Source organism: Sphingomonas leidyi, assembly GCF_011761945.1.
In the GTDB taxonomy this organism is placed as follows: Bacteria; Pseudomonadota; Alphaproteobacteria; order Sphingomonadales; family Sphingomonadaceae; genus Sphingomonas; species Sphingomonas leidyi.
This window is the reverse complement of record NZ_JAASQV010000002.1, coordinates 871316-884426: the sequence shown is the minus strand read 5'-3', so window position 1 is coordinate 884426 and position 13111 is coordinate 871316. Positions and strand designations below refer to the sequence as shown.

Sequence of the window (13111 nt, the reverse complement as noted above, 5' to 3'; positions counted from 1 at the left end):
TCCGCGAGGCGGCACAACTCGCCGCACGAGGCGGTCCCGAACAGGGTGCTTAATTTGACTTTAAGTCCTGCCTTCCACAGTGATCTTGTCGGTAGCCGGGGGTTTACGGCACGACATCGACGACCTTTTGGGGGGCGTTGCGCCTTGTATCTGCGTAGTGACCATGGAGAGGGGCTGACAGGCGGCGGCGCTTCGGCGCGGGCCACTGCCCCGGCGCGCGGTCTCGCCGCACGCCTGAACGAGCGCTTCGCCGACTTCGAATTCGCGCCGGACCTGGGCTCGCGCATCGGCTCGCTGACCTGGTATCGCGGCGCCGCCACCTGCGTCGCCCTGATCACCGCCACGCTGCTGCTCGCTCCTGGCTTCGAGAATCCGATCTACGGCACCGTCCCCGCGCCGCTTTCGGGCGCCGAGTTCGACGCGACCCAGGCCCAGGCGATCAAGCCGCTCGGCATGGGTTCGGGCACCGGCGCCCGCGTTGCCGCGACCGGGCTGGTCGCGCCGCTTTCGGACACGCCGGAGCGGCCGATGCTCGAAGGCACCACCAAGCTGGCCTCGGGCGGCGCGTTGTTCGCGACGCTGCTGCGCTCCGGCATCGGCAAGACCGATGCCACGACGGTCAGCAGCATGATCACCAAGGCCGTGGCCCTGGACGAGATCCAGTCCAACACCATGGCCGACTACACGCTGGGCCGCCGCGTCGACAAGTCGCAGCCACGCCCGCTCGAGAAGCTCGACATCCGCACCCGGTTCGACCAGCGCGTCGAGTTCGTCCGCGCCGGCAACGTGCTTTCGATGCGCGCGATCCCGATCGCGATCGACCGGACGCCGCTGCGCATCCAGGGCACCATCGGCAGGTCGCTCTATCGCTCGGCCCGCGCCGCAGGCGCCCCGGCCAAGGCAGTGGAGAGCTACATCAAGACGCTCGCCACCCGCACGCCGGTCTCGCGGCTCGGCTCGGACTGCAAGTTCGACATCATCGTGGGCCAGGCGCGTGCCGAGACCGGCGAGGTGCAGCTCGGCAGCCTGATGTATGCCGGCGTCAGCGGCTGCCCGAACAAGGTGCAGCTCGCGCCGTTCGAACAGGGCGGCAAGACCAGCTGGTTCGACGGTTCGGGCAAGGGCAACAGCACCGGCGCGATGGCGATGCCGGCGAACGGCCGCTTCTCCTCGGGCTTCGGCATGCGCCGCCACCCGATCCTGGGCTATACCCGCATGCACCGGGGCGTCGACATCGCCGCGCCCTGGGGCTCGCCGGTCTTCGCCGCGAGCGACGGCGTCGTCCAGTTCGCCGGCCGCAGCAGCGGCTATGGCAACTTCATCAAGGTGACCCATGGCGGCGGCTATGGCACCGGCTATGGCCATCTGAGCCGCATCTATGTGCGGGGCGGCGAGCATGTGCGCCGCGGGCAACGGATCGGCGCGGTGGGCAATACCGGCCTCTCGACCGGCCCGCACCTCCATTACGAACTGTATCGCAACGGCATGGCGGTGAACCCGCGTTCGGTTTCGTTCACCAGCACGCAACAGCTTACCGGCGGCGACCTCGGTGAGTTCAGGTCCCAGTTGAACCGCCTGCTCTCGGTGCCGATCGGGCACGGCGCGGTGAAGGACGCCGAGGACTAGGCTCCCGCGCAAGGCCCCGGCCTTCCCTTCCGGCAAAGGGAGCCACGGCTCGTCGCAACCCGTTCCACGAACGCCGGCCATTTGTGCTATGGGCACGGGATATCCGAGTCCGACTCCGGAGCGTATCATGCGTCTCGTCTTCACTGCCGCCCTGTTCTGCACCGTCGCGATGCCGGCGCTCGCCCAGCAGTCGCAGCCCGCATCCACCCGCGACAAGGCCGAGGCGCTCGCCCGCGCCCTGAACAACCCGATGGTGCAGGAAGGCGCGGCAGCCATGCTCGCCAACCTTGCCGGCATCGTGCTCGATACCCGGGTTGGCCCCATCGCGCGCTATGCCGATCCCCGGATCGGCGAGCAGGATACGCTGCGCGACATCCAGCGCCGCAACGACCCCGATTTCGAGAAGCACTTCCACCAGGACGCGCGCGCAGCCGTCGCCGTCGCGGGCAAGCTCACCGACGGCGCGCTGCAGATGCAGGATTCGCTCGACCAGACCGCCACCCGGCTCCGCGCGGCGCTCGCTCCCCTGCGCGCCGCGCTCAAGAACTGATCCGCCCGCGCAACGATCGTACCTCTTCCCGCGGGCGAAGGGGCGGCCGGCAACCATATGGCGCGCTGCAGCGCGTCTCGGACGCAAGCCGCGTCCGCAAGCGCTTTACGCAGGCGCGTCCCGAGTCCTAAAGCGAGCCGATGTGGCAGCTTTACCAATTCCCGCTCTGTCCCTTCTCGCGCAAGGTCCGGCTATTGCTGGGCGAAAAGGGCGTGGGCTACGAGCCGGTACGCGAATCGCCCTGGCTGCGGCGCGACGAGTTCCTCGACCTGAATCCCACCGGCCAGGTGCCGGTGATGGTCGATGACGAGCGCGGCGTCACGCTGATCGATTCGCAGGTGATCTGCGAGTTCTTCGAGGAGACGGTGAACAAGGCGCCGATGCTCAACGGCACCGCCACCGATCGCGCCGAGATCCGGCGCCTCGCGATCTGGTTCGACACCAATTTCTATGCCGAGATCACGGCGCCTCTCCTCCATGAGCGGATGCTGAAGCGCATCGTCTACAAGCAGTCGCCCGACGGCCAGGCCCTGCGCAATGCAATGAAGGCGGCGGTCAATCATCTCGACTATATCGATTATCTGCTCGATCACCGTACCTGGCTCGCCGGCCCGACGATGAGCCTCGCCGACCTTGCCGCCGCGGCGCAGATCTCGATCGCCGATTATCTGGGCGGGATCGACTGGAAGAGCCACGAACAGGCCAAGGGCTGGTACATCCGAATGAAGAGCCGCCCGAGCTTCCGCCCGCTGCTGAGCGAGCGGATGGAAGGGATCCCGCCGCCCGCCGACTACGAGAAGCTCGACCTCTAGCCCGTTCGACCTCCCCCTCGTCCTCCCGTCTGCACGGGAATGACGAAGCATGGGAGCCTCGCGCCTTCTCGTCGGTTCAAGGCGGACAGGAGAACGCGATGTTCGAACATCTTCCCCGCTGGCTCGGCAAGGCGCTGAGCCCGTTTCGCGCCGGAGCCGACAAGCTGGCGATCGTCCGGCCCGAACTGGCCGGCGAAGGCGTGATCCACCTCGCCAGCCCGGCCTTCGCGAACGGCGCGCGGCTGCCCGATCGCTTCACCGCCGACGGCGAGGGCAGCTCGCCGCCGCTTTTCTGGACCGGCGTGCCCGAAGGCACCGCGCGGCTGGTGCTGATCGTCGAGGATCCCGACGCGCCGACGCCGCAGCCGGTGGTGCACGCGATCGTCTGGGGCCTGCCGATCGATGGCGACCTCAAGCAAGGCGAGATCGCGCCCGATGGCGAGGGCAATCCGGCAGGAGAGGATGTCGGCCGCAACAGCCGCTTCGTCGAGGGCTGGCTGCCGCCCGATCCGCCCAACGGGCATGGCAAGCATAGCTATGCCTTCCAGCTCTTCGCGCTGAGCGAAGGGGAGGATCCCGGCGAGAATCCGGGCCGGGGCGCCATCCTGCGCGCGATGGAGGGCCGGGTGATCGCCGCCGGGCTGCTGACCGGCACCTATTCGCGCGGCGAGCAGGCCCCGATCGGGCCGGTGGGGGCCGGTGCCGCCGCCTGATCCGCGATCGGCAAGGCGAGATCGCCCGGCGAGAAGGATGGCCAGGCCATCGCCCCATGCATGGGGCGCGCGGCGCCGATGCGGCGGCCATTCGGGATTGGGCCTGGACTATAGCGCTCATGTCCGGAGCGCGTCACGGATCTCTCGGCGGTTTCGGACATCGCGGCATCCCGATGGAATGCCCGGCGAAGCCGATAGGGGCGGGCCGAGGTTCCGCCATGGGGGCCGCCGCCGGGCGGTCCGGCAGGGTTCAGCCGATGTGGCTGAAACCCTGCAGGCCGACCGTGGCGATCGTCATTGCGGTGATGGCGAAGGAAGCCAAACCGATCATCAGGCTACGCGTCATGCTTATCCTCTCCGTTCCGTCCGGTTCGCTGCGGGTCACGCGATCGGAACCACGGGCGAGGAGAAGAGCACGATGGCATAGGTGAGAACGACGGCGCCGATGACGGCAACGCTGTGCTGGAACGAGCTGATACGAACGGCCATGGTAGTTACTCCCTGTATTCTCGGCTGCCGGACCATCCGGCGTTGCCGATGCCAGATGAATTGCAGGGAGCGTGCCAGTTTTCTAAGTGATTGATTTCATTGAGTGTGCGTAAGAAAGTTACGCGTGGTTGGGAAATTTCACGCCAAGCTATGGTGCAATTTCCCAATCAAAGGCGGACAGCTCCTGTCCGATTCCGGTCAATCGACGCGGATGCAGTTCCGGCCGCCATTCTTGGCGGCGTAGCAGAGCTGGTCGGCGCGGTGGAACACGGTGCCGAACACTTCGCCCGGGGCCGCCGGGCTAAGACCGGCGGAGAAGGTGATCTCGCCCAGGGGAGCATCGGTCTCACGCAGGCGGTAGCGCTTGGCGGAAACGGCGATGCGGGCGCGATCGAGCACCGCGCGCGCGACCCTGAGGTCGAGGCCGGTGAACAGGACCACGAACTCCTCGCCGCCATAGCGCGCGACGAGGTGGCCCTTGCAGGTGTCGGACAGCGCTTCGCCGAGCGCCTTCAGCACCCGGTCGCCCACGACATGGCCGAACCGGTCGTTGACCGACTTGAAATGATCGACGTCGCACACGGCCACGCAGATCCGCGCGCCGGTCGAGGCCTGGACGGCATATGCTTCCTCGAAGGCCCGGCGATTGGGCAAGCCGGTCAGCGGGTCGCGACGGGCGTTGTCGCGCGCTTCCTCGAGCTTGGTGCGCAGCTCGCTGGCTTCGCGATTGGCGGTCTCGAGCCGCTCCTCGGCATTGCGGACCCGCTCGAGCATCGTCGCGGTGATGCGGGCGACCTCGATATCGTCGCCACCCGAGCTGCGCATCGCCTGCGCGCTGGCGGCGAGGTCGCGGCCGAAATCCTTGGTCTCGGCGCGCATCGCGGTGACCATGTCCTGGAAGCCCTCGACCTGCATCTGGGTCTGGGCGACCAGGCCCTGGGCCTTCTCGATCGTGGCGGTGGGCGTGCCGGCGACCGGGTGCACGTCGCAGCCCAGCGTCTCGATGTCGCGCCGGGTGAGGCGGACGCCGCCATCGGTCAGCGCGTGCACCGCCCGGGCGAGCGGGCCATCGGGATTGGCGAGGAGCTGATAGGCGAAGGCATAGTTGGCCGGATCGGGATCCAGCCGCTGGTCCACCAGAAACTCTCCGATGCGGTCGTACAGGCTACGTGCGGCCTGGGAACCGCTTGCCATCCGAACGGCCTTGGCCGCGACCATCTGCCTCAATTCCTCACCAGAAAATTGGTCCCGACGGTGCCGCCCCGCAACACCGCCACGCCGTGCAGATTAGGGCCCAACTGCTAATATCCGGTGAGCAAAGCTTGCGGACTCGTGAAAATATCGCCGCCGCAAATCAATGCTTGTGCGCTGCCCGGTATTTCTGGACCGCTTCGAGCGAGAGCCGGATATGCCCCGCCGGGCTCATGTCCGAATGGACGAAGAGCACCTTGCCATCCGGCGCGATCACATAGGAAGTGCGGCTGGTGATCTTGGTGGCGGTGCCGTCGGGCCGGGTCAGCGCCACATCGTAATTCTTGACGATTTCGGGGCTGGCCGCGGCGACGGCGAACTTGCCGGCACATTTCTCCGCCGAAAAGGCCTCGAGCTTGTCGATATTGCCCGCGGTCATCCCGATCACGCTGGCGCCGGCCTTCTGGAAATCGGGCAGCGCCTCGGCAAAGGCGTGCGCCTCGGCATTGCAGCCCTCGGTGAAGGCGGCAGGGAAGAAATAGAGGACGACCGGCCCCTTCTTCAGCGCCGCCTTGAGGTTCACCGTGAAAGGCTTGCCCGCCATCGCGCCGGGCGCAGTGAAATCGGGGGCGCGTTGCCCGGCCTTGAGCGCGGCGGCGGCCGGCACGGCGAGCGACAGGGCGGCGGCGGCGATCAGCAATTTGCGCATGGCGATCCTCCTGAAGGTGCTTGCCGGCGGCTAGCGCGTCAGCGCGATGCCGATCCGGGCATGGGTGTCGTTCCGGCGATAGTCGTCCAGTGCCTCGCCATAGCCGGTAAAGGCCTGGCCGAAGATATAGAAGCCGACCCCCTTGGCAATCCGCGCCAGGGGATAGGAGACGAACAATTCGGCCGCGCCCTTGCCCGTCTCGAAATTGCCGCGGCCGGTGAGCGAAAGCTTCAACCCGTCCTGCTGGCTGATCGCGGCGGTGAGGCTGGTATAGCCGAAATAATCCTTCACGTCCGGCGCAGTTCCGAGCCGGCCGACATAGAACCAGGCCTGGGGCGCGACATCGAGATGCCAGTCGCCGCCCAGGTCGAAGCGCTTCTCGGCGCGCAGGAACACCCGGTTGAGGTCGACCGAGTCGGTCACGCCGCGCCCGTTAGAATCATGGCGATAGCCGAGCGCCACCTTGGTGGTCTCGCCAAAGGGAATGTCGGCATAGACTTCGGGGCTGTAATTGGTCGAGCGGAACGGGCCCGAGGGCCGGTTCAGCGCCCAGAACATCGTCTGGGTATAGGCGAAGCGCAGATTGCCGAGCTTGAGCGGCGCCTTCTCGCCGAAGGGGCGGAAAGCGAAGCTCACTTGCAGCTTGCCGCCGGCATCCTTCAATCCGAACGCGCCATAGATCGGCTCGTGCGGCTCGAACCGGTCGACGAACGCCGCCGAGCTGCCGGTCGCGCTCTGCACCGCCGTCTCGCCCTCGGGTATCTCGGCGGCGGCATGCTGCTCGGTGGGCGGCACCGCACGGCCCGCCAGGCCCACCGGCACATAGCGCGCCTTCGCAAAGCCGTGCGGCGCCACCGTCGGCAACGGCCCCGGCGCACGCTCGAGGACGAGGCGGGTGCCGTCCACCGCGGTGATCTCGATCTGGCGCGGGCCGGCATCGGAGACGGGCAGATCGCCTTCGTTGATCAGGAACACTTCGACGCCGCGCAGCGCCTCGGCCTCCGAGGCGGGCTGGGCGGGCACGGCGCGCAGGCCCTGCGCCGCGGCGGGCGTGGCGGCGAGAAACGCGATCGGAATCAGCAGGCGGCGGCGCATCGGCGGGTTGAGTGGCAGGGCTTTGTGACCTTGGCGAGTCAAAATCTCGGGGCTAGGGCGTGTCGAATGCCCGTGACCGCAGCCGATATCGCCCTTGCCGAACGCCTTGCCGATGCGGCGGGCGCGGCGATCCTACCCTATTTCCGTGGCGCGCACGGCCTCGAGGCGAAGGACGACCAGTCTCCGGTCACGCTCGCCGACCGCGCCGCCGAGGAAGCGATGCGCAAGCTGATCATCGCGGAGCGCCCGATGGACGGCATCCAGGGCGAGGAGTTCGGCATGCGCGAAGGGACGAGCGGGCGCCTGTGGGTGCTCGACCCGATCGACGGCACGCGCGCCTTCATCGCCGGCCGCCCGATCTTCGGCACGCTGATCGCCCTGATCGAGGAGGGCTGGCCGCTGCTCGGCATCATCGACCAGCCGGTGACGAGGGAGCGCTGGCTGGGCGTCATGGGGCGGCCGACCCTGTTCAACGGCAAGCCGGCCGCCACGCGCCGCTGCCGCGACCTCGACCAGGCGATCCTCGCCACCACTTCGCCGGCGCTGTTCGGCGACGACCAGCTCCATGCGTTCGAGCATCTCGACGGCGCGGTGATGAGCACGGTGCTGGGCGGCGACTGCTATAATTATGGTTGCGTCGCGAGCGGCTGGATGGACATCGTCGTCGAGGCGGGGCTCAAGCTGCACGACTTCGCCGCGCTGGTGCCGATCGTCGAGGGCGCGGGCGGGCGGATGTGCGACTGGCAGGGCGACCCCCTGCATGCCGGGAGCGACGGCGAAGTGATCGCTGCCGGCGACCCGGCGCGGATCGACGACATCCTCGAGGCGCTGGCCTGCCGGGGGCATGATCACGGCCATTGATGGAAGGGCCGCGGCGGCTTGCTCGCCCCGGCCCCGGGGCGCCATCCTCGCCCCTTCGCCGATAGCCCTCCGACTCGGCTTGCGCCGGCCCGGGCTTTGCGCTAGGGGGCCCGCTTTCCGCGATCGTAGGGATGCGCCGGCTGTATGGGCTGCCGCGCGTGTCCGCAATCGTCGAACTCAAGGAGACGAAAATGCCCAAGCTCAAGACGAAGAGCGGCGTGAAGAAGCGCTTCAAGCTCACCGCCACCGGCAAGGTGAAGCACGGTGTGGCCGGCAAGCGCCACCGGCTGATCAGCCACAACGCCAAGTATATCCGCCAGAACCGCGGCACCTCCGTGCTCGCCGATGCCGATGTCGCGCACATCAAGGCATGGGCGCCCTACGGTCTGAAGTAAGGAGGGCCTGACAAATGGCACGAGTTAAGCGTGGTGTTACCACCAAGGCCAAGCACAAGAACATCCTGGAACAGGCGAAGGGCTATCGCGGCCGTCGCAAGAACACGATCCGCATCGCGCGCCAGGCCGTCGAGAAGGCCGGCCAGTACGCGTATCGCGACCGCAAGGTTAAGAAGCGGACCTTCCGCGGCCTGTGGATCCAGCGCATCAACGCCGGCGTCCGCGCCGAGGGCCTGACCTATTCGCAGTTCATGCACGGGCTGAAGCTCGCCGGCATCGAGCTGGACCGCAAGGTCCTGGCCGATATCGCGATGCATGAAGGCGAAGCCTTTACCGCCATCGTCGCGCAGGCGAAGGCGGCTCTGCCCCAGGCCGCCTGAGCGACCTGACGCGAGACGGGAAAATGGGGCGCCGGTGGCAACACCGGCGCCCTTTTTCTTTGGCCGCGCCCCCGCTAGAGGCTCCCTCGACCAAATGAGGATTTGATGACGACCGATCTGGACCAGCTCCGCACCGACCTGCTCGGCGCGATCGACGCCGCGGCGGGGCTCGAGCCGCTCGAAGCGGTGCGCGTGCACGCGCTCGGCAAGCAGGGCGCGATCACCGGCCTGCTCAAGACGCTGGGCGGGATGAGCCCCGAGGCCCGCCAGGAACAGGGCCCGCGCATCCATGGCCTGCGCGAAGCGGTGACCGAGGCGCTGGCGGCGCGGAAGGCGGCGCTGGAGAAGGCGGCGCTCGACGCGCGGCTCGCCAGCGAGACCCTCGACATGACGCTGCCGGTGGACGGCGTCGCCGCCGGGTCGGTGCACCCGGTGAGCCAGGTGATGGACGAGCTGGCCGAGATCTTCGCCGATCTGGGCTTCACGGTCGCCACCGGGCCGGAGATCGAGGACGACTGGCACAATTTCACCGCGCTCAACATTCCCGAGACGCATCCCGCGCGGGCGATGCACGATACCTTCTATTTCCCGCGCGAGGCGGACGGCAGCCAGAAATACCTGCTGCGCACCCATACTTCGCCGGTGCAGATCCGCACCATGATGGCCGACAAGCCGCCGATCCGGATCATCGCGCCGGGCCGCGTCTATCGCTCGGACAGCGACGCGACGCACACGCCGATGTTCCACCAGATCGAGGGCCTGGTCATCGACAAGGGGATCACGCTCGGCCACCTCAAATGGACGCTGGAGACCTTCCTCAAGGCATTCTTCGAGCGCGACGACATCGTGCTGCGGCTGCGCCCGTCCTATTTCCCGTTCACCGAGCCGAGCGCCGAAGTCGATGTCGGCTTCACCTGGCAGAACGGCAAGCGCGTGATCGGCGGCGATCCGCGCGCGAGCGAGAATGGCGGCTGGATGGAAGTGCTCGGCTCCGGAATGGTCCACCGCAAGGTGATCGAGGCCGCCGGGCTCGACCCGGAGGAATGGCAGGGCTTCGCCTTCGGCACCGGCGTCGATCGCCTCGCGATGCTCAAATATGGGATGGACGATTTGCGCGCCTTCTTCGACGGCGATCTGCGCTGGCTCAGGCATTACGGCTTCTCGGCGCTCGACGTGCCCACGCTGAGCGGAGGAGTGGGCGCATGAAGTTCACCCTGAGCTGGCTCAAGGAGCATCTGGATACCGACGCCTCGCTGACCGACATCGAGGAGGCGCTGACCCGCGTCGGCCTCGAAGTGGAGGGCGTGGAGAATCCGGGCGAGAAGCTGAACGGCTTCCGCGTCGCCAAGGTGCTCACCGCCGAGCGCCACCCCCAGGCGGACAAGCTGCAGGTGCTGACCGTCGACACCGGCGCGCAGGTGCTGCAGGTCGTCTGCGGCGCGCCCAATGCCCGAGCGGGGCTGGTCGGCGTGCTCGGCACGCCGGGCGCGGTCGTGCCGGCGAACGGCATGGCGCTCAAGATCGCCGCGGTGCGCGGCGTCGAATCGAACGGCATGATGTGCTCGACGCGCGAGCTGGAGCTGGGCGACGACCATGACGGCATCATCGAGCTGCCGGCCGATGCGCCGGTCGGCGCGGCGTTCGCCGACTATGCCGATCTGAACGACCCGGTTTTCGACATCTCGATCACGCCGAACCGCCAGGACTGCATGGGCGTGCGCGGCATTGCGCGCGATCTCGCCGCGGCGGGGCTCGGCACGCTCAAGCCGCTCGATGCCGAGCCGGTGGCAGGCGAGGGCGCGGGCCCCGAGGTGAAGATCGAGGCACCCGAAGGCTGCCCGGCCTATTATGGCCAGACCGTCAGCGGCGTGACCAACGGCGCATCGCCCGACTGGATGCAGCGCCGGCTGAAGGCGATCGGCCAGCGCCCGATCTCGGCGCTGGTCGACATCACCAACTATGTGATGATCGACCTGGGGCGCCCGCTGCACGTCTATGACAAGGCGAAGCTCTCGGGCGCGCTGACGGTGCGCAAGGCCAGGGCCGGCGAGCAGGTGCTGGCGCTCAACGAGAAGACCTACACGCTCGACGAGACCATCACCGTGATCGCCGACGCGAACGGCGTGCACGATATCGGCGGCATCATGGGCGGCGAGGACACCGGCGTGTCCGAGACCACCACCGACGTCGTGATCGAATGCGCGTTCTTCGACCCGGACCATATCGCTCGCGCCGGCCAGAAGCTGAACCTGACCAGCGATGCACGCTCGCGCTTCGAGCGCGGCGTCGATCCGGCGTTCCTCGAGGACGGCATCGCGATCGCGACGCGGCTGGTGCTCGCGCTGTGCGGCGGCACGGCGAGCGCGGTGACGCGCGCCGGCAAGCTCCCGCATGTGGGCATCACCACCGGTTACGATCCCAGGCTCGCCGAGACCCTGGGCGGCCTCGCGGTGCCGGCGGCGCGGCAGGTCGAGATCCTCGAGAGCCTGGGCTTCACCGTCCAGCCGCTCGACGGCAATGGCGACCCTGTCGACCTCGATCGCGGCTTCGACATGCTGCGCGTCACCGCGCCGAGCTGGCGCCGCGACGTGGACGGCCCGGCCGACCTTGTCGAGGAAGTGATCCGCATCGCGGGCATCGACAATGTCCCCTCGACGCCGCTTTCGCGCCTGCCGGGCGTGGCCCGGCCGACCGCGACCCCCGAGCAGAAGCTCGAGCGCAAGCTGCGGCGCACCGCGGCGGCGCGCGGACTCAACGAGGCAGTGACCTGGAGCTTCGTCTCCGAAGCCGAGGCGGCGCCGTTCGGCGACGGCGCCTGGACGCTGGCCAATCCGATCAGCGAAGACATGAAGGTGATGCGCCCGTCACTGCTGCCCGGCCTGCTCGGCGCGGTGGAACGCAATCTCAAGCGCGGCGCGCCTTCGGTGCGGTTGTTCGAGCTTGGCCGGCGCTATCTGGCAGAGGCCGAGCGCCCGACGCTCGGCGTCCTGCTCGCCGGCGCGAAGCGTCCGCGCGGCTGGCAGGGCGTCAAGGCGCAATCCTTCACCGCCTTCGACGCCAAGGCCGAGGCGCTGGCGCTGCTCGAGGCCGCCGGCGCGCCGGTGGCGAACCTGCAGGTGATGGGCGAGGCGGGCGATGTCTGGCATCCGGGCCAGTCGGCGACGCTGCGCCTGGGGCCGAAGACGGTGCTCGCGGCGTTCGGCATGGTCCATCCGAGCGTGCTCAAGGCCTTCGATCTCGACGGCGATGTCGCCGCGGTCGAGCTCTATCTCGATGCGCTGCCCGGCAAGCGCGGCGGCACGGGCTTCATGCGCACGGCCTACACGCCGCCCGCGCTCCAGGCCGTGACGCGCGACTTCGCCTTCCTGGTGCCGGACAGCCTGGCGGCGGGCGATCTCGTCCGCGCCGTGAAGGGCGCGGACAAGGCGGCGATCGTCGATGCCCGGCTGTTCGACGTCTTCACCGGCACCGGCGTGCCGGAGGGGCAGAAGAGCCTGGCCATCGAAATCACGCTCCAGCCGGGCGAGAAGAGCTTCACCGACGAGGCGTTGAAGGCGATCGCCGACAAGGTCGTCGCTGCCGCGGCGAAGCTGGGCGCGGCGCTGCGGGGCTGAGCCGCATCCTCCTCCTCCCCCGGATGGGAGAAGGAGGGGCCTCTCGGCGCGCGGCAATCCTGGCCCCGGGCGTGATCCGGGGTTCGGCACCCAGGGCGCCGCGGGGGATATCCTTCGTGGCGCGCAGGCGTCCGAAACGGCAAGCTCAGGGCGACGGATGGTTCGATCGCACGGCGTGGCGCCGCCGCCACGTCCAGACCATCAGCCCCAACCCGCCCAGCACTCCGCCTGCATAGCTCGTGCTGTGTGCCCACAGGTCGGCAAGGAAGGCGACGTGCTTCTCGGAGGGAACGACTTCGACGAGCCAACCGACGAGCCGGACCCAGCCCAGCGCGGCCCCGACCGCGCCGGCGATCCCGGCCAACAGCGCGAGCGCACCGCAGCCGAGCATCAGCAACAGGATCGGCCGGCGCAGCTGTGCGAGCGAGAGCCTGGGCGCACGCCCCGCCCGTGCCGCCACGGCGAGCCCGACGCCAAGCGGCAGCCCGATCCACCAGGTCGCGACCACGCCCCAGCCCAGCGCAAGCAGGAAGGGCGAACTGGTCGGGAAGATCGGCGGATGCCCGATCGTGAAATATTCGACACAGAGATGCGCGGTCACCTGATCGTGGAGCACGCCATAGGCAATCGCGGCGAATATCGCGAATCCGATGATTTTCAGCGCTTCCATGCCCGC

The 13111-nt window shown here is 68.4% G+C and carries 13 protein-coding genes; 9 read left to right on the top strand and 4 right to left on the bottom strand.

The window, feature by feature from the left end:
* The first annotated feature begins 144 nt into the window (after positions 1–144).
* The 4 genes from FHR20_RS14085 (at position 145) to FHR20_RS14070 (ending at position 3701) form a co-directional block, all read left to right on the top strand.
* Positions 145–1626 (top strand): M23 family metallopeptidase, encoded by a 1482-nt coding sequence (locus FHR20_RS14085; RefSeq protein WP_167300205.1) that lies wholly within the window; start codon positions 145–147, stop codon positions 1624–1626.
* Between the two features lie 127 nt (positions 1627–1753).
* Complete coding sequence (locus FHR20_RS14080) at positions 1754–2176, top strand: hypothetical protein (protein ID WP_167300204.1); 423 nt, start codon at positions 1754–1756, stop codon at positions 2174–2176.
* 140 nt (positions 2177–2316) lie between these two features.
* Complete coding sequence (locus FHR20_RS14075) at positions 2317–2988, top strand: glutathione S-transferase family protein (RefSeq protein ID WP_086127617.1); 672 nt, start codon at positions 2317–2319, stop codon at positions 2986–2988.
* Positions 2989–3086: 98 nt separating this feature from the next.
* Positions 3087–3701 carry a YbhB/YbcL family Raf kinase inhibitor-like protein gene (locus FHR20_RS14070; RefSeq protein ID WP_167300203.1) on the top strand — a complete coding sequence of 205 codons (615 nt, stop codon included), beginning with the start codon at positions 3087–3089 and terminating at the stop codon, positions 3699–3701.
* A 687-nt stretch (positions 3702–4388) separates the two neighbouring features.
* On the opposite strand, the gene FHR20_RS14065 is transcribed toward FHR20_RS14070, so the two are convergent.
* From FHR20_RS14065 to FHR20_RS14055, 3 genes are all read right to left on the bottom strand, one after another.
* Positions 4389–5384, bottom strand: coding sequence for a GGDEF domain-containing protein (locus tag FHR20_RS14065; RefSeq protein ID WP_243857318.1), 996 nt, complete (start codon positions 5382–5384; stop codon positions 4389–4391).
* Between the two features lie 160 nt (positions 5385–5544).
* The gene (locus FHR20_RS14060) at positions 5545–6090 is read right to left on the bottom strand and encodes a peroxiredoxin (RefSeq protein ID WP_167300201.1); all 546 of its coding nucleotides are present in this window, start codon (positions 6088–6090) and stop codon (positions 5545–5547) included.
* A 30-nt stretch (positions 6091–6120) separates the two neighbouring features.
* Positions 6121–7185 (bottom strand): phospholipase A, encoded by a 1065-nt coding sequence (locus tag FHR20_RS14055; protein ID WP_167300200.1) that lies wholly within the window; start codon positions 7183–7185, stop codon positions 6121–6123.
* 66 nt (positions 7186–7251) lie between these two features.
* Here FHR20_RS14055 and hisN point away from each other — a divergent pair, with 66 nt between their 5' ends.
* The 5 genes from hisN (at position 7252) to pheT (ending at position 12435) form a co-directional block, all read left to right on the top strand.
* Positions 7252–8046, top strand: coding sequence for a histidinol-phosphatase (gene hisN / locus FHR20_RS14050; protein ID WP_167300199.1), 795 nt, complete (start codon positions 7252–7254; stop codon positions 8044–8046).
* Positions 8047–8237: 191 nt separating this feature from the next.
* Positions 8238–8441, top strand: coding sequence for a 50S ribosomal protein L35 (gene rpmI / locus FHR20_RS14045; protein WP_078103280.1), 204 nt, complete (start codon positions 8238–8240; stop codon positions 8439–8441).
* A gap of 14 nt (positions 8442–8455) precedes the next feature.
* A complete protein-coding gene (gene rplT / locus FHR20_RS14040) occupies positions 8456–8821 on the top strand; it encodes a 50S ribosomal protein L20 (RefSeq protein ID WP_086127624.1) in 366 nt (121 codons plus the stop codon).
* Positions 8822–8926: 105 nt separating this feature from the next.
* A complete protein-coding gene (gene pheS / locus FHR20_RS14035; RefSeq protein ID WP_167300198.1) occupies positions 8927–10027 on the top strand; it encodes a phenylalanine--tRNA ligase subunit alpha in 1101 nt (366 codons plus the stop codon).
* Entirely contained in the window at positions 10024–12435 is a 2412-nt protein-coding gene (gene pheT, locus FHR20_RS14030; RefSeq protein ID WP_167300197.1) for a phenylalanine--tRNA ligase subunit beta, read from the top strand. The genes pheS and pheT overlap by 4 nt, the downstream gene beginning before the upstream one ends.
* Before the next feature lie 145 nt (positions 12436–12580).
* Here pheT and FHR20_RS14025 read toward each other — a convergent pair whose 3' ends face one another.
* Positions 12581–13105 carry a hypothetical protein gene (locus FHR20_RS14025; protein ID WP_167300196.1) on the bottom strand — a complete coding sequence of 175 codons (525 nt, stop codon included), beginning with the start codon at positions 13103–13105 and terminating at the stop codon, positions 12581–12583.
* Between the last annotated feature and the right edge of the window lie 6 nt (positions 13106–13111).